Origin of the sequence: Rikenella microfusus DSM 15922 (assembly GCF_000427365.1) — a bacterium.
Taxonomy (GTDB): Bacteria; Bacteroidota; Bacteroidia; order Bacteroidales; family Rikenellaceae; genus Rikenella; species Rikenella microfusus.
In genome coordinates this window covers 267408-284379 of the sequence record NZ_KE386488.1, presented here as the reverse complement: position 1 = coordinate 284379, position 16972 = coordinate 267408, and the positions used below count along the sequence as shown (strand labels likewise).

Sequence of the window (16972 nt, the reverse complement as noted above, 5' to 3'; positions counted from 1 at the left end):
GTTATTCTCCTGCGGCAATTTTATGGCGGTTCGGAATCTCGCCTGTGCCGACATATGACGGCAGGATTTTCCAGACGGCTCCCTTTTGTCTGGCCGGTGCCGCCTCCGATGAAGATATGCAGGCTGTCCTCGCTGGCTCCGGCCGGTGCGTATCATCCTAAGATGAACCGACGGACAGGTCGTTCTCCTGATAATAAAAGTCCCGTACCGCAAAAGACCGACCGGAAACTCTCCCTGTCGCAAAGGGGGGCGGCATGGGCCGAAAAAGCGTCGGCGAAAACGATCGGTATATCGGAACATAGCCGGGAAGCCCAAATGATCCCCGCCCCCGGACAAATCCCCGTATATTCGGACATACCAAGGTTTCCGACTATATGCCGGTACCCGGTCCCGCCTCTCCTGCAAAGCCGTAAAGCTGTGCGATTTCGTCGGGCCAGCGGCTTTCGTCCGGCGTTTCGAGGATCAGCGGCATGTCGTCGAAACGGGGGTCGGCGGCGATGTAGCGGAACGCTTCCAGCCCCAGCGTCCCTTCGCCCAACGGAGCGTGGCGGTCTACGCGGCTCCCCTGAGCTTTCATATCGTCGTTCAGGTGCATACCCTTGAGGTACTTCAGGCCCACCACCCGGTCGAGCTCGGCGAAAGTCCGTTCGCAGGCCGCGGCGGTACTGAGGTCGTAACCGGCCGAATAGGCATGGCAGGTGTCGATGCAGATGCCCACGCGGCTCTTGTCCTGCACGCGGTCGATGATGTAGGCGAGGTGTTCGAATTTCCAGCCGAGGTTGGAACCCTGTCCGGCCGTATTCTCGATCACGGCCGTTACGCCTTCGGTCGCTTCCAGAGCCAGGTCGATCGACTCGGCGATCAGCGAGAGGCACTCCTCGTCCGCGATCTCTTTGAGCGAACTGCCCGGATGGAAATTGAGCCTGTCGAGGCCGAGCAGCTCGCAGCGTTTCATCTCGTCGTTGAACGCCTGGCGCGATTTTTGAAGTCCGGCCTTGTCGGGATGGCCCAGGTTGATCAGGTAGCTGTCGTGGGGCAGGATCTGGAACGGCCGGTAACCGGCAGCCTCGCAATTGGCCCGGAAAGCGTCGATTTGCGCGGCGGAGAGAGGCGCCGCCACCCATTGACGCTGGTTTTTGGTAAAGAGGGCGAAAGCCCCGGCTCCGATTTTCCGCGCGTTGAGGGGGGCGTTTTCGACCCCGCCGGATGCGCTGACATGTGCTCCGAAATATTTCATGGCTATCGGTTATTTTTATAAATTTGCATTCGTACGGTTGCCGGGGACTTGCTGCCCGTCTGAAGATTATGATTACAAAGCTACACATTCTGCTTAAAAATCCATGGCTGGCGGCGGCATTGCTGTTTCTGGCGGCAGGGCCGGCGTCGGCGCAGTTCAATCCGAAGAAACAGGCCGTACCGCTCGAAACGGTGCCCGACACGCTGATCAAACCGGCCAAACCGACCACGGAACTGAGGTTCGAGCTATACAGCGATGCTTACGACAAGTATCTTCGCAAATTGCGTTCCAAACAGCGGAACAGTTATACGATCAAGCCGGGCCTGAGCGTCACGCAGGTCAGTTTCACCAATTGGCAGCAGGGGGGCGACAATTCGTTCTCGGGACTGGCTTCGCTTATTTTCGAACATAACTACACGGCCCCGGTGTTCAGTATCAAGACGGTATTCGACGCCAAATACGGACTGATGCGCACGACGGGAGAAACACGCAAGAACGTGGACTACTTCAACCTGTCGGTCACCCCGAGCTGGAATATCTCGGAACGCTGGAAACTCTCCAGCTCGCTGATCTGGAAATCGCAGTTCTCCAAAAGCTACGATTATCCGAAAGATGCGCCCAAAGTGTGGAAATCGTCGTTCATGGCTCCGGGCACGATCGAAATATCGGGCGGTTTCACCTATGAACCGCCGAGCAAAAAAATCAATATCTTTTTGTCGCCCATCGCCGGTAAATTCATCTTCGTGCTGAACGACTCCCTGGCGCGCAAAGGGGGGCTCGGTATCGATCCGGCCAAAGAGAACCCGAAATTCAAGGCCCAGATCGGTGCGCAGGCACGTATCATTTACAAGACCCAGTTCGCCAAGAACAAAATCGAGTACGCCACGCAACTCGACGGGTTCTGGAACTATGAGCTGCCGCCGTCGGCTACGTGGAACAATACGGTGAACTTCAAATTCACGGACGTGATCACGGCGTCGGTGATCGTCAATATGATCTACAACGACCAGATCACGACGCCGAAGGCGCAGGAGAAACGCGACCAGGGCCGGATTCCCAAACCGTGGGATTATTTGCAGATCTACCAGTCGGTGGGATTCGGGCTGAATTTCAATATCGCCTCGAAGCCGCACAAACCGATCCAGGAAAGTACGATCACACGTTCGCGGTTGAAATACAAGCAGTGAGTCCGGCTCCGGCAGGCAGGGGGGCGGAGGTCGGGACGGGGGGAGGGTCGTTCGGGACGTTCCCGCTTTTGCGTCCCGGAATCGTATGCGGCACGTCCGGGCGGAGCTGCCGGGAGGTGCCGGCGCGAAACCCGGACAGACAGGTATCGGGCGGGAAAAGCGGACGGGCCGCCGGGGATAATTTCGGAGGAATTCCGGGGACAGCCTGCCGGGAAAATCCGTATATTTGCGTACCCGAAACCGGACGTTTTATTTTGGGTAACGATATACGATTTTACCCTGATTGGCATGCGTACCTGATTCTCCGTATGTTTAGGCCCGCGCCCGCCTCCCCTTAAGCAGAGCAAAGCCCCAGTCCCCCTGTGCCGGGCGGTACCGCAGGGCCGGGTGGGAAGATCGTCGCCTGAGTTCGGGTAAAGTCGTGTAGAGTGACCGTATTTTTTAAATCCATAGCTATGTTAAGCACCAAAATGCAGGATGCGCTGAATGCGCATATCAATGCCGAATTGTGGTCGGCGTATCTTTATCTTTCGATGTCGCTCGATGCTTCGGCCAAGGGCTACAAAGGGATCGCTAATTGGTACGCGATCCAGTTCAAGGAGGAGCAAGACCATGCTCAACTCTTCATCGATTATGTGCTGGCCCGCGGCGGCCGTATCGCGCTGTCTCCGATCGCCGAAGTGCCGACCGAATGGGAGTCGCCGCTGGCGATGTTCCGCGACACGCTGGCGCACGAACAGAAAGTTACGGCGCTGATCGACGGGCTGTGCCGTATCGCGGATGAGGAGAAAGATTTCGCCACGGCCAATAAGTTAGTGTGGTTCGTGAACGAGCAGGTCGAAGAAGAGGAAAACGTCCGCGATATTCTGGACCAGCTGAATATGGTAGAAGGCAGCAAAATGGGGCTGTATATGATCGACAAGGAGCTGGGCGGGCGCGTTTATGCGGCGCCGGCGGCCGAATAAATCCTCCCTTCCGCGGATTTCGTGCGGGCCGTGCTCTGATAGCAGCACGGCCCGTTTCGTATTCTTTGCCGAGAGGTATGCCGGGATTGCCCGTATCCGGGAAAACGACGGCGCCCCTCAGATGAGGAGGATAAGAGAACTCCGGCAAGAACAGACGCGGACGGCGTCTTGTCTAATTCCGACTACGGTTTCGAAAAGCGGTGCGGCTCTTTCGGGATACGGACAAAGGGCCGAACCTTTTTGTCGAACGAGGAACCGAAAACGGGTACGGCATTTCGGATCGGCATCCCGATTCCGCGAGTGCCCCCGGTGCCACATATCACGAAATCCGCGGGAGGAATAAAACGGATAAAGGGATTGCGTTTTTCACGCAATCCCTTTATCCGTTTAAGCAGCGGTACGTATGCAGGATTTTCCCCTGTTCGATATGCACACCTGATATTCAGTCTGTCTCGGCCCGCGCCCGCCTTCATTAAGCGCAGAAAAAACCGGTTCGAATGCCGTTCGGCCCCGCGAGCCGATTCGGGGAGACGATTACCCGATTTTGGGCAAAATCGTAATAATCCTGCCCTGTATGGCCCCGATCGTAATCTTCTTCGGCCGACCGATTCCCGGCTGCGGCAAGTGGTGTTTGGAACGATCTGCGCTTTGTTCGAAATCGAATATGGCGGCCCGTCGATGGCCCGTTTCCAGGCCGCATGCCGCCGCAGGACCGATTCGGAGATCGTTGCCGGGGCGGAGCCGAAGTCGTATCCGATGATCAGGCCCCTCCGCCGATCGTATCGGTCAGTTCACGACGGCGCGGGCCGGGGCGGGTTCGCCGTTGTCTTCCATCTCCATCTCGCGTTGCAGGGCGACCATTTTGATAGCGGTCGCAGCGGCTTCGTCGCCTTTATTGCCGAGCTTGCCGCCGGCGCGGTCGAGGGCTTGCTGCTGGTCGTTCGTGGTCAGCACGCCGAAAGCGATGGGCATGTTCCAGCTGAGCTGCATCTGCTGTACGCCCATGGTGACGCCCTGGCATACGAAGTCGAAGTGGCGGGTGTCGCCCTGGATGACGCAGCCGAGCACGATGACGGCATCGACGTTGGTGTATTCGGCGAAGTATTGGGCGCCCATGGCGAGTTCGAAAGTACCGGGCACCCATTTGACGCTGATCTTTTCGTCGGGGCAGCCGGCGGCGTGCAGGGTGGCGACGGCGCCTTCGAGCAGGGCGCTGGTGATGGCATGGTTCCATTCCGCCACGACGATACCGAACGACATTTCGGCGGCCGAGGGTACGGGCCGGTCGAAAACGGAGAGGTTTTTCAGATTAGAGGCCATTGAATATGCGGTATGTTAAGTGTATGTGTGTATGCCGGAACCGGGTGCGGAAACGCAAATACGGCCCGGCCGTCTTGAACCGTCCGGGCCGTATCCGTCGTCCTTGCGCCGGGGGCTTGCGGCTCTCCCCCCTCTCTTCCTTTGTCTCCCTCTCTTTTATCACCCCCTCTCTTTGTCCCCTCTCTCCGGCCGGCCCGGCCGGTTAGAGCTGTTGCTGTACGCGGGCGATGAATTTCTCGATGTCGCGGGCCTGCATGCTGCGCGGGTAGTCGTTGCGCACGGTTTCGTATTGCTCGAGGGCTTTTTGCAGGTTGCCGAGTTTTTCATTGACCAGGCCCGCTTTCCGCAGATAGACGGGAGCGGTGGCGAGGTTGTCGCTGTAGGCGGCGGCGCGTTCGTAGTATTTCACGCCTTCTTCGAGCCGGCCCAGTTCGACGTAGGCGTCGCCTGTCAGTCCGATGTTCTGGGCGGCGATCAGGGTGCCGGCGGCGTTGTCCGTCACAGCGTCATAGGCCTCGAAAGCGTCGATGGCCTTCTGGTATTCACCCAGGTAGAGGTGGCACAGACCGGCGTAATGATTGGCCAGATTTCCCTGCGGGGTATTGCCGTATTCATCGGCGATGGTCTGGAAACCGTCGAACGAGGCATTGCCGTTCAGAGCCAGGGCGAAAGAGTCGCGTTCGAACTGGTGCTGGGCTTCGAACATGGCGGCCGACGCCTTTTCGGCCCGGGGGGCCAGATAGAGGTATTTGTAGGAGAAGTACCCGCCCACGAGGACGATGATGGCACCCAGGGCGATGAGCATCGCTTTCCCGTTGCGTTCGATGAAGAGTTCGAAACGGCCGAGCCCCTGTTCGATGACCAGTTCGGGATCCTGGGTACGCCGGTTCTTATTGGTTTCTGCCATGGTTTGTGTTGTATCGGTTTTTTGAAACTGTGGGCAAAAATAGTGTTTTTTTCCGGAAGTAGGAAACCCGGTTGCGGTTTTTTCGGCAGAGAAACCGGCCTGCACGGTATTCGGTCGGGCGGGGCGCATTCCGGACCGGAGGCGGCGTGCGGGGAACGGCAGGATTCCGCCGTCAATCGTCCAAAAACGGGTCGTTCCGATGGCCGGGCGCCCCTGTAATCCAGGTAAATATTGCCCGGCTCTCAAGGCCCGACGGCATCCCTCCCTCCTCTGTGGGAGAGTACACCCGTTCGCCGGAACGGAAACTTGTTTTTAATCGTATGGCTATTTTCGTCCGGGCGACCTCCCAGGCGTCCGTGGCTAAATGAATCCTACGGTTAAATGGCAGGGATATGCTTTGCGACCTTAAGGTCGCGCGGGCCGCAGCCTCGCCCCGCGAAGGCCCGCTCGCTCGCAAGGCTCGTTCACGGTCTCCGCAGGCTGCGACCCTTGGTAAATAACTGTACTATTAAAATAAGCCCGATTATATACACCGATATACCAGATATGACCGGACACATACTTCCCCGGTCGGCTCGGCGCCGGACGGCACGAGGCGGTGCAAACCCCGGGCAAAAGAGGCGCGAGCCGAACAAGTATCGACGCAAACGAATGGGTATAGCGAAGTATATAATCGGGTAAAATGATTCCCCTTTCTCCGAAAAGACGACCGGAGTCGTATCCCCTGTACAGTCGAACGGAGATAAAAGATGATAAGGCCGTGTGCCCTGCCGACGAAAGATGCGGCTCTGCAGGGAAATAGTTCCCTGCGGAGCCGCATCTTTCGTCGGACAGGCCGGGTATTACAGAATGCTGTACGCCACTGTCAGCCCCGCCATCACGATAGCCACCATGCTCATCAGCTTGATCAGGATGTTCAGCGACGGCCCGCTGGTATCCTTGAACGGGTCGCCCACCGTGTCGCCCACGACCGTAGCCTTGTGCGCATCCGAACCTTTGCCGCCCAGGTTGCCCTCTTCGATATATTTCTTGGCATTATCCCATGCTCCCCCGGAGTTGGCCATGAAGATCGCCAGCACGAAGCCCGCGCCCAGACCGCCTACCAGCAGTCCCAGCACGCCCGCCACGCCGAAGACGATCCCCGTTACCACCGGAGCCACGATAGCCAGAATCGACGGCAGCAGCATCTCGCGCTGCGCCCCTTTGGTCGAAATGGCCACGCACCGCGCATAGTCCGGCGTCGCCTCGCCCGTAAGGATGCCCTTGATTTCGCGGAACTGGCGCCGCACCTCCTCGACCATGCTCTGCGCCGCGCGTCCCACCGCGTTCATCGTCAGGCCGCAGAAAACGAAAGCCATCATCGAACCGATAAAGACCCCGATCAGTACCTTCGGATTCATCAGATTGACCTGGTAATACTCCATGAAATCGGGCAGCGTGGCCGTTTCGACCGGCACCGCACGGCCCAGCACCTCGATGGTCTTCACCCCGATATGCTGAAGGCCGATTTTGATCTCTTCGAGGTAAGAGGCCATCAGCGCCAGCGCCGTCAGCGCGGCCGATCCGATGGCGAAACCCTTGCCCGTCGCCGCCGTGGTATTCCCCAGCGCGTCCAGCGCATCGGTACGCTTGCGTACCTCCGGCCCCAGACCGCTCATTTCGGCATTGCCGCCCGCGTTGTCCGCGATCGGGCCGTAAGCGTCCGTCGCCAGCGTGATCCCCAGCGTGGAGAGCATCCCCACCGCCGCGATCCCGATGCCGTACAGCCCCAGCGACAGGTTCTGCGCCGTAAGCATGTTCGCCACGTCGAAATGGATGGCGCACAGGAAAGCCAGCACGATCGCCGCCGCGATGGTGATGACAGGCACGGCGGTGGAGAGCATTCCCAGCCCGATGCCGGAGATAATCACTGTCGCCGGTCCCGTTTTGGAACTTTCGGCCACCTTGCGCGTCGGCTTATACGACTGCGAGGTGTAATATTCGGTCGATTGGCCGATGATGATGCCCGCCACCAATCCGGAGATGACCGAGAACGAGATGCCGACCCAGTTTTCCAGCCCGAGCAGCCAGAGGATCACGAACGTGGCCGCGGCGATCAGTACCGAACTGGTATTCACACCGAGCCCCAGCGCCTTGAGCAGCGATTTCATCGTCGCCCCCTCTTTCGTTTTGACTAAGTAAATCCCGATAATGGAGAGCAGTATCCCCACGGCGGCGATGAGCATCGGCGCGAGCACGGCCTTGAGCTGCATCTCCGGCGCGATGGCGAAGGCCGAAGCCCCCAGCGCGGCCGTCGCCAGAATCGAGCCGCAGTAGCTTTCGTACAGGTCGGCCCCCATACCGGCCACGTCGCCCACGTTGTCGCCCACGTTGTCGGCGATGGTCGCCGGGTTGCGCGGATCGTCTTCGGGAATCCCGGCTTCGACTTTCCCCACCAGGTCGGCCCCGACGTCGGCGGCTTTGGTGTAGATGCCGCCGCCCACGCGCGCGAAGAGCGCCTGCGTGGAGGCTCCCATGCCGAAGGTCAGCATGGTGGTGGTGATGATGACCAGTTTCTGGGTCGTGGCCACGTCGTCATAGAACCATTCCAGGGCCAGGTACCAGGCCGAAATGTCCAGCAGCCCGAGGCCGACGACCACCAGCCCCATCACGGCCCCGCTCCGGAAGGCGACTTTCAGCCCCCGGTCGAGCGACTCGGAAGCGGCCTGGGCGGTACGTGCCGAGGCGTAAGTGGCGGTCTTCATGCCGATATACCCCGCCAGGCCGGAGAAAAAGCCGCCGGTGAGGAAAGCGAACGGCACCCACGGGTTCTGCACCCCGAATCCGTAGGCCAGCACGGCGAAAAAGGCGCAGAGAACGAGGAAAACGATCCCCACGATTTTGTACTGTTGGCGGAGGTAGGCCATGGCGCCTTTGCGGACGTGGCCGGCGATGGTGCGCATGGTCTCGGAGCCTTCGCTCTGCCGCTTCATGCGGACGAAGAAATAACGCGCGAATCCGAGCGCGATGAGCGCGGCCGCGGGTACGAGCCAGAAGATCATAGGAATGTTCGAACTCATAAGCGTTTGGGTTTTAGGTTGGTTTTTCCGATGAAAGATAACGATTTTTCCGATACGACGCCTGGCCGATTTCCGTTTTTCGCGTTATTTTTGCATGAACGACCGTCGCCGGGGTCGTTTTGTTTTCCGCCGTTCCGCCCTGCGGCGGACACCGGGCGACGGGCACCGAAACAGAGACGACATGCAGAAAATAACGAATGAAGAGCTGGGGCGTCCCACGCCCGAAGAGTTCGCGGCGCAGGAGAAACTGCCGGTGACGGTGGTGCTGGATAACGTGCGGAGCGCCAACAACGTGGGGGCGTTTTTCCGCACGGGCGACGCTTTCGGCATCGAACGGATCGTGCTGTGCGGCATCACGGCGACCCCTCCTTCACGCGAAATACACAAGAGCGCGTTGGGCGCCGAACTGACCGTAGCGTGGGAATACGCCCCCTCGACCGTCGAAGCCGTCGCGCGGCTGCGCACGGAAGGTTACGCCGTGCTGGCGGTCGAACAGGTGCGCGGCGCGGTGCCGCTCGACCGGCTCGACGGGGCGGATTTCGGCGGCAGCGACAGATTCGCGCTGGTTTTCGGCAACGAAGTGGACGGCGTGGGGCAGGAGGTCGTGGACCTGTGCCGCGGTGCGGTCGAAATCCCGCAGGTCGGTACGAAACATTCGCTGAACGTAGCCGTAAGCGGCGGAGTGGTTTTGTGGGAGTTTTTCCGCCGGCTGGCCGGATCGCGGTGAGGGGATTTCCGGGCGCGTTTCCGGCGGATGCTCCTGCGGAGCCGCCCGGTCTTATTCACACCGGGGGCGGAAGGAGCGGTAAAAACGGAACCCGATCAGGCGACTATATACGACTGTACACCGGTTTTCCGGCATCCCCGTTTCGGCCCGGACGGCATAAGGCGGTGCAAAACTGCCCAAAAGACCCGGAGGGGCCGTCGCGGGTCGAAAAAATAAAGGAATCATCCTCTTGGGGGGGTAAGATTAGCCGGTCCGCAGCCGGCGGAGGATGCGAGCTGGCGCAAGCGGGCAGAGCGGCCCTCCGCATCGGGCGGCTGCGGGCCGACGCTCTTCGGGGTATCCCGAAGAGCGCAACTTTCCTGCAACAACACGAATTGGGATAGTACCCCAAAATAATGCGACATGAAATAGTATATAATTATCTTCAATTATGTGCTGTTTGTGCGTAATTATCAGCGTTGCTTTCGACTCCGCGCCGAACGGCATAAGGCGGCGCAAACCCGGGCAAAAGACGCGGAGGGGCCGTCGCCGGGTCGGAACGAGGGGGAATGACCGCCGAACGGCTCCGGTATGCCGAAGCGCATAGTCGGGAGACGGAGAATCGAACGCAGCGCAAGGGGCAAAGGGCGTACAATATATTTAGGTAAGTATATACGACTTTACCCTATATCATATGCACACTTGATTTTCAGTATATTTCGGCCCGCGCCCACCCCTTTTGGGCAAAAGCGGCTCCCGGCCGGAGCGCCCGGCGGCACCGCAGGGCCGTTTAGAGAGATCATTGCCCGATTTTGGGTAATGTCGTATATACTTACCTATATTTACATGGAACTTTTCTGATTGTTATGGCAGACGGAATCCGGATAGACAAATGGTTGTGGGCGGTACGGTTGTTCAAGACCCGCAGCGACGCGGCGGAGGCCTGCAAGAGTAATCGCGTGCTGGTGAACGGGACGACGGTCAAGCCTTCGCGCGAGGTGCGTACAGGCGAAGTGGTATCGGTACGCCGGATGCCGGTGGTGTACAGTTTCCGGATTCTGGAACCGGTCGCCAACCGGCAGCCGGCCAAAAACGTGCCGCGGTATATCGAAGACGTGACTCCGCAGGAAGAGTTGCTGAAACTCGAAATGGCCCGGGCGGGAGCTTTCGCCGTTCGGGACCGGGGCATGGGCCGGCCGACGAAAAAAGAGCGGCGCGACATAGAGGAACTGCTGGCGGAGTTCGGCGAGTTGCCGGATATGGAAACGGACGAATAAAATCAGGTTCCCCCTATCGTACTGCCTCGGAGCCGATTTTCCGCTATCGGCCCGCGACGGCCCCTCCCCGGGGCTTTCCTCCGGGCTTGCGTAACCTGATGCGGCAGGGCGCCGAGCCGACCGCAATCCGGGTTCGCGATTCGGAACGCATTCGGTACGGCGGTGCATAACCGGGCGGAAACAGATCCTGCGCGGGACGATCGTCCGCGACATTCGAAAGAGATTCAGTCCCGGAGCGGGGCGACAGCGCCTGCCGGAAACCCGTTTATTCCCGACGGGGAACATCCTTGCCGTCCGACTGTGCGGCACCTTCCTCCCGCTGCGGCGTACCTGCCTTTTCCGGAACCGCTGCGTCCGCAGGCAGGACAGGTACGGTTTCACGCTCCGGCACGAAAGCGCCCGCCTTTTTCAGCTGCCGTCTCTCGAAACGTTTTTCCTGACGCACCGCCCGTCTCAGCCGCGCCGCCTCGCGCCAGCGGCGGTAACGTTCCTTCAGGTCTTTCCAGCTCTGGAACTCCTGCCGGTAATAGACCCCCACCCCGTTGTCCTGCAACCCCTGCGATTCGTCGAAACGGTCGATCGTGCGCGTGAAACCCTTGACCTTCAGCGAACCCGATTTGTTCAGCACCCACGTTACGTAACCGTCCACCGAGAGGGGGTTGTTCGTGGTCGTGTAAGCTCCTTTCTGGCCCACATCGTAATTACCCCCCACTTCGACAGACAGTTTGTTCGCGATGATGTCCGCCCCCACGTCGAAAGTCACCTCTTCCGAGGTCAGCTCGCTCGACGGCCGGTAACCGAACCGGATGTTGTAGTTCGATCCCGAAATCAGGTTGCTGATCTGGTTCGAGAGGAACTCCATGCCCGCGATCCCCGCCAGCGAACCGCTCATCGTGCCGATCGCGTTGGTCTGGTCGTCCGGCATGAAACTGTTCGAGAGCATCAGGTAGGCGAACTGCATCGTCGTCGATTCCTCCGTGTTCAGCAGGTTGCGCAGCAGGTTTTTCGTCTCCGGATCGGCCCCCGGCGCCGTGATGGAGAGCTGTACCGTCGGGTTGAACAAGTGCTCCGTCAGGTGGATGCCGCAACTCACGTTCACGTTGCCGTTTCCCGTACCGTTCCCCTGGGTGTTGCCGAGCAGCGGTCGGAGCGACGTCCGCACGCGGTACGCCGCATCGACATTCACCAACGGGTCGGCCGGGTCGCCCGTCCACTGGATCGAGCTGCCCGGCTGGATCACGAAGTATTTGTTCGCCAGCACCCCGTACAGCGTGAACAGGTACGTCCCCTCCGAAATGTCGAACTGGCCGTCCATCGTGAAAATGTCGCGGTCGGGCACGATATTCATCCGGAAACGGCCGTTTCCGCGTCCTTTGATCGCATCGCCCAGCCGAGGGTCCATTACGATCTGCCCTTCGGTATTGGGCAGTACCGACAGGTTCAGGTCCACGTTCAGTTCGCTTTTGGCCCGCTGGCGGCGTGCCTGGCGCAGCTGCTGACGGAACGACTGCACGCGGTCGGCCGGCCGCTGTCGTTCCCGCGGCTGCACGAACGAGATGAAATCCGCTTCCGAAATCGTCGAGACATCCGACAGCGGCAGTACGAAAGTCGAGCTTTTAGCCGTTTCCGCCCGCACGTCCAGCATCGTCTTGCTGTCGTCCCCCGTCACCGAGAAAGTCCCCGTACCGTACATTTTCCCGTAAAAGTCCGGATTGTCCGCCTCCGTCGTGTTCAGGCACAGAAAATCCCGGAAATCCGCCTTCACGCCGAACCGCAGGTGCCTGAAATACCGGCTGTCGAACCAGGCCGAGATCGTCCCCGCCCCGCCGTCTCCGTCCGAAAGCGGCACCGGAGGCAATTCGAACCGGTTGCCGGTTACCGTTACCGGGCCGGCCAGCCGGTAACGGGCCCGCGTATAAGCTACCGTGGCCTCGTACCGCTCCACGTCGATCGTTCCGTTCAGTACCGGCCCCCCTTCGGGGCCGCCCGTCATCACCAGTTTCGTGCGTGCCGTACCCGTTGTCTTTTCCAATACTCCTTGCAGCAGCGGTTCCAACAGGCACATGTCGAAACGCGGGAAATCGAAATCGACGCGGTAGCGTTTCCCGCCGCTGTCGTAAACGCCCCGCACGGGCGTTTCTCCCTGCGGCGTGGAGGCCTCGAAACGCACCCACCGGCGGGGCCTGTCCCATGCGCTGCGGAATCCGACGGCGCCCAGCGCATAGTCGTTCAGGGCCAGCGAATCCATCCGCAGGTCGGCCCCGAACTGCAAGGCGCCGAACGGCGCCACCAACGTCGCCTCGCCGCCCATGCGCCCGGCGATGCGGTATCCCTGCCGCGCCACCAGCTGCGTCAGCGGCGACATATCGAAATTCCGCATCCTGACCCGCAGCGTGTCGCTCTCCGAAGCCGAGGCGCGGCCGTCCACGGCCAGCTCCTGCCCCTCGCCCCGAAGCCGGAAACGGCGGAAGTCGATCCCCAGCGAATCCAGCACCACATGGCTCGGCGCGATATACCATAGTTGCCCGCCGACCGAAAAGGTCGTGGGATTCAGCGCCACGTCCATTTGCGGCGGCCCTTCCGCCGGACGGACGAAAGTCGTGGTGGTGCTCACCAGCGCGTTCGACCCGTTCTCCGGGTTGTGGAACCGCGTCGCCAGCGAAATCCGGTTGTCGCGGATACCCCCGACCACCGACAGGTTCGGCAGATCGGCCGTCCCGATTCCGAACTGTTCGGCCGAAGCGTAGATCGACACCGAGTCGCCCTGGTTGCGGCACTCCACCATCAGGCCGCCCGCGTAGAAGTTCCGCCGCAGGATATAATCCGATTTCGCGCTCAGACTGAAGTCGTTCAGATAGGGGTTGAACAGGAAAGCGAGCGACGAACCCTGAGCGATCTCCAATCCCGGCACGAAGATCGCGGCCACGTTGTTCGCCTCTTTCACGTCCACTTTCACCAGGTAGTAGCTGTTGCCGGAGACCGTCCCCGCCGAGTCCGGCGCTTCTCGCGCCGAGGCGCGTGCCTGTGCCTGCGGCGCGTCCCCGTCGGCGCCGGCCGAGGGCATGGAGGGCAGGTAGCGTTTCAGGGACTGGCCGAAGAAGCGGAAGATATTGCTGTAACTGTCGCTTCCTCTCAGCTCCGCGTCGGCGAAGTCCGACCGCATCGTCAGCCGTTTGCTGCGCTCCGTATTGCGGGCTTCGAAACGGATCGTGCCGGTACGTACCGTGTCGATGTGGTTTACGTAGCTCAGGCTGTCGATCGTGGCCGAACCGTCGATGTCGTCGAGAGTCGTGCCTGCGGCGTGCGCCCTGAAACGCATGGCCAGCCGGGAAACCGTGTCCCGGCGGTTCAGCCGGAGCGCCGCGAGGTCGGCCCGCCGCAGATCCATCTCGAAATCGTAGGCGGGAACTTTCCCGCTCAGGTCGAACCGCCCTTCGGTCGTGAAGTCCAGGTTCGGGTCGGACGAGCTGATACGTCCGTCGAACGTCCGGCCGGCGAAACGGCCGTTCATCCGGATGCCGTTGTAATCGTATTCCCTGAATTGCAGTTGCCTGATTTCGGCGTCGGTGGTCAGGGCCAGTTCGCCGGGCGCCGCCACTGCGTCCACGCCGGCGACCAGCGAGACGCTTCCCACGCCGGAGGTGCCCAGCAGGGCGCCGAGGCCGAATCCTTCCGTCTCCACGCGGCCGAGGAAGCGGATGGCGCCGCGCCGTGCCGCCGGCATGAATTGCAGACGGCCGTCCACGGCTCCCTGGTCGGTGGTCAGGCGTCCGGTAGCCGTGAAATCCCGCAGCAGGCCGTCGAACGTCCCCGAAAAACCGATCCGCCCGGCCCGTTCCAGCATCGGGCGCAGGTTTTCGAGCGATTTGCCGCCCGAAAGGTCGGTATAGGTCGTCAGGATGTCCTGCGCATCGGTTTCGAGCCGTCCGAGTTTCATCCGGAACCAGGCCTGGCTCGCGTCCGGCAGCCCGGAGATGTCGAAGTCGGCATCCAGCAGGGTACCGCCCCAGCGGGCGTTCCGGATCTTTCCTTTGAGGGCGGCCACCGGCCCTTCGACCGTCGCGCCTTCGAACCCGACGGCCGTCCGGATCGCAGCGGGCCGGCGCGAGAAGGCCGCGACGGTACGGTAGGCCAGCGACGAGGGGCCGAGGGCTGCGTCTATCCGCACGCGGTGCGTGAAGTCGCGCCAGGCCGACCAGTCGTCGCTGAGCAGTTCCAGCCGGTCGAACTGGAGCATCGACAGGGCGGACTCGATCCGCAGTTCCGCGAAGCGCAGCCCCGTGCCGCTTATGGCCGCTTTCTCCGTAGCCAGATGTTGCAGATGGAAGCCGCTTTTTTCCCGGAAAGTCAGGTGTTCGATACGACAGGCGACCGAATCGTTCCGCACGGCGATTCCGCGGGCCTGGAAATGGATTTGCCGCAGGTCGAGGTCTCGGAAATCGACGCCGTGTTCCCGCGCGGGCGGGTCGAATTGCCGGAAGGTGAAACGCATGCCGACGAGGTCCAGCTCCCGCGCCGAGAGGCGCAGGTTGATTTTGCGGGGCTTTTTCGCCCGAAACCGTTCGGTGATGCGTCTGAGGTTGGTGACGCCGGTCGAATCTTTAGCGATATGCAGCACGCCGTCGGAGAGCGATACCGCCCCGAGTGCGATGTTTCCGTTGAAGAAGTTGATGCCGTCGATCCCGACGCTGAGCCGGCGGGCGTAGAGCAGCGTGTCCTGCGGAACGGAGGGGTCCTGTACGTAAATACCTTCGAGGACGGCCCGGTTGAAGAAGCCGATATCCACGCGGTCGATCGAAATGGCGGTGCCGCCCTTTTCGGAAAGCCACTTCGTGAGCTGTCCGACCGCATAGTTCTGGATCACTCCGACCTGCAACAGCAGTCCGGCGAGGATCGGCAGCGCTACCGCCGCGATCACGGCGGTGGAGAGCACTGTCAGGAGCAGGCGGACGGTTTTTTTGACGATACGGAGGATCACGGAAAGGAAAATCTGGTCTGCGCCGTCTCTCTGCCCGCAGGTCGTGACAGACAACGCCTTGCAAATTTAACACTAATTCCCGGAGGTCTGTCTGCCAGCTCTCTTTTTCCCACTTTTTTACGGCTCCGCGTGGGGGCTGTTCTTGTCTTGTGCCGACGTGTCTTGTGCGGGCACGGATCGGGGCGGCCGGGAGAGAACGGACAGCGGGCCGTCCCTTTCTGATAAAAGGGACGGCCCGCTGCCCGGAATCGTGCGGCGGTCAGTATTTCAGCACCGCCAGTACCGGCATGTGATCCGACAGGTAGGGCACACCGTAACCGGACGTGATGATTTCATACGATTCCGGCACGAATTTCTGGCAGAAAATGTGGTCGATCAGTTCGCCCGGTTCGCCGTGCCCGAAACCCCGGTAGGTTACCTGGGGCAGCGAGTCGCCCTGAGGTCTGGTCCGGGCCGATCCGCGTACCTCGCAGAAGGTCGGGGCGTTCATGAGCGGCGCCAGCGACGAATCGGTCACCGGGAAGTTGAAATCGCCCATAATGACGGTCGGGATCGAATCGCCGAATTCGTGTACGCGGTTCAGCAGCAACTTCGCGCTTTGCTGCCGCGCCACGACTCCGACATGGTCGAAATGCGTGTTGAACACCAGAAACTCGCGTCCGGTGGCCTTTTCCTGTAATTTCACCCAGGTGGCGATACGGATGCACACGGCATCCCAGCCGAGGGCCGCGCTGTCGGGCGTCTCGCTCAGCCAGAAGTGGCCGTCGGCTACCGGGGCGTACAACGAGTCGTCGTAGAACACGGCCGCGTATTCGCCCGCCTGCCTGCCGTCGTCGCGGCCCACGCCGACGTACGAGTAGCCGGTCAGGGCTGAGTCGAGGAACGCCACCTGGGGCGCCAACCCTTCCTGTATCCCCATAACGCCGGGTTTGATCTCTTTCACCATGCGGACGACGGCTTCGCGGCGGTTGTCCCAGTAATCGGGGCCGTCGTCCGGATTCGCATAGCGGATATTGAAAGTCATCACACGCAGCTGCGAGGAGTCGGCCGTCCCGTCCGCAGCGGGGGCTGTCCCGCACGAAACGGCCGTAAAACATGCCAGCATAGCGGCTGCGGCCGCGAATATCCGGGCCGGGGTAAATTTTCCTGTCATAACGGTTGGTTTTGGTTAGTAGTCGGTTCGAAATTCCGGTAACTGTATCCGCCCCCGGAAGGCCCGATGCTGTTCGGCCGGTGTCCGTCTCTGCGAGGCCGGGCCGGGCTGTCTGTCGGGACCGGTTCGGGAGGCCGTCCGGAACTGTTGCCGGTTCGGGGGCGAAGCCGTACTAAGTTACCG

At 60.9% G+C, this 16972-nt stretch carries 10 protein-coding genes; 4 read left to right on the top strand and 6 right to left on the bottom strand.

The genetic code is table 11. The features are described 5' to 3' along the window. Positions 1-370: 370 nt before the first annotated feature. Positions 371-1237: a deoxyribonuclease IV gene (gene nfo, locus RIKMI_RS0102070; RefSeq protein WP_027290269.1), complete on the bottom strand. Its 867-nt coding sequence runs from the start codon at positions 1235-1237 to the stop codon at positions 371-373. A 68-nt stretch (positions 1238-1305) separates the two neighbouring features. On the opposite strand from nfo, the gene RIKMI_RS0102065 reads away from it, so the two are divergent. Then, positions 1306-2424 (top strand): DUF3078 domain-containing protein, encoded by a 1119-nt coding sequence (locus RIKMI_RS0102065; RefSeq protein WP_027290268.1) that lies wholly within the window; start codon positions 1306-1308, stop codon positions 2422-2424. A gap of 455 nt (positions 2425-2879) precedes the next feature. After that, positions 2880-3389, top strand: a complete 510-nt coding sequence (locus RIKMI_RS0102055; protein WP_027290267.1) for a ferritin — start codon at positions 2880-2882, stop codon at positions 3387-3389. Between the two features lie 786 nt (positions 3390-4175). Here RIKMI_RS0102055 and ribH read toward each other — a convergent pair. The 3 genes from ribH to RIKMI_RS0102030 all read right to left on the bottom strand — a co-directional run bounded on the left by ribH (position 4176) and on the right by RIKMI_RS0102030 (position 8675). Then, positions 4176-4709 (bottom strand): 6,7-dimethyl-8-ribityllumazine synthase, encoded by a 534-nt coding sequence (ribH, locus tag RIKMI_RS0102040; RefSeq protein ID WP_027290265.1) that lies wholly within the window; start codon positions 4707-4709, stop codon positions 4176-4178. A gap of 202 nt (positions 4710-4911) precedes the next feature. Further along, positions 4912-5616, bottom strand: a complete 705-nt coding sequence (locus RIKMI_RS0102035) for a tetratricopeptide repeat protein (protein ID WP_027290264.1) — start codon at positions 5614-5616, stop codon at positions 4912-4914. Positions 5617-6458: 842 nt separating this feature from the next. After that, on the bottom strand, positions 6459-8675 hold the full coding sequence (locus RIKMI_RS0102030) for a sodium-translocating pyrophosphatase (protein ID WP_027290263.1): 2217 nt from the start codon (positions 8673-8675) through the stop codon (positions 6459-6461). Between the two features lie 181 nt (positions 8676-8856). On the opposite strand from RIKMI_RS0102030, the gene RIKMI_RS0102025 reads away from it, so the two are divergent. Then, on the top strand, positions 8857-9402 hold the full coding sequence (locus RIKMI_RS0102025) for an RNA methyltransferase (RefSeq protein WP_027290262.1): 546 nt from the start codon (positions 8857-8859) through the stop codon (positions 9400-9402). An 845-nt stretch (positions 9403-10247) separates the two neighbouring features. After that, the gene (locus RIKMI_RS0102020; protein WP_027290261.1) at positions 10248-10658 is read left to right on the top strand and encodes an RNA-binding S4 domain-containing protein; all 411 of its coding nucleotides are present in this window, start codon (positions 10248-10250) and stop codon (positions 10656-10658) included. A 265-nt stretch (positions 10659-10923) separates the two neighbouring features. On the opposite strand, the gene RIKMI_RS0102015 is transcribed toward RIKMI_RS0102020, so the two are convergent. Next, the gene (locus RIKMI_RS0102015) at positions 10924-15690 is read right to left on the bottom strand and encodes a translocation/assembly module TamB domain-containing protein (RefSeq protein ID WP_027290260.1); all 4767 of its coding nucleotides are present in this window, start codon (positions 15688-15690) and stop codon (positions 10924-10926) included. A gap of 205 nt (positions 15691-15895) precedes the next feature. Further along, entirely contained in the window at positions 15896-16789 is an 894-nt protein-coding gene (locus RIKMI_RS0102010; RefSeq protein WP_051214242.1) for an endonuclease/exonuclease/phosphatase family protein, read from the bottom strand. Positions 16790-16972 lie beyond the last annotated feature (183 nt).

What these genes read in the sequence shown, in the direction of transcription:
- RIKMI_RS0102020 (WP_027290261.1), top strand. Translation starts at nt 10,248, where the DNA reads ATGGCAGACGGAATCCGGATAGACAAATGGTTGTGGGCGGTACGGTTG.
- RIKMI_RS0102035 (WP_027290264.1), bottom strand. Translation starts at nt 5,616, where the DNA reads ATGGCAGAAACCAATAAGAACCGGCGTACCCAGGATCCCGAACTGGTC.
- RIKMI_RS0102055 (WP_027290267.1), top strand. Translation starts at nt 2,880, where the DNA reads ATGTTAAGCACCAAAATGCAGGATGCGCTGAATGCGCATATCAATGCC.
- nfo (WP_027290269.1), bottom strand. Translation starts at nt 1,237, where the DNA reads ATGAAATATTTCGGAGCACATGTCAGCGCATCCGGCGGGGTCGAAAAC.
- RIKMI_RS0102010 (WP_051214242.1), bottom strand. Translation starts at nt 16,789, where the DNA reads ATGACAGGAAAATTTACCCCGGCCCGGATATTCGCGGCCGCAGCCGCT.
- RIKMI_RS0102025 (WP_027290262.1), top strand. Translation starts at nt 8,857, where the DNA reads ATGCAGAAAATAACGAATGAAGAGCTGGGGCGTCCCACGCCCGAAGAG.
- RIKMI_RS0102065 (WP_027290268.1), top strand. Translation starts at nt 1,306, where the DNA reads ATGATTACAAAGCTACACATTCTGCTTAAAAATCCATGGCTGGCGGCG.
- RIKMI_RS0102030 (WP_027290263.1), bottom strand. Translation starts at nt 8,675, where the DNA reads ATGAGTTCGAACATTCCTATGATCTTCTGGCTCGTACCCGCGGCCGCG.
- ribH (WP_027290265.1), bottom strand. Translation starts at nt 4,709, where the DNA reads ATGGCCTCTAATCTGAAAAACCTCTCCGTTTTCGACCGGCCCGTACCC.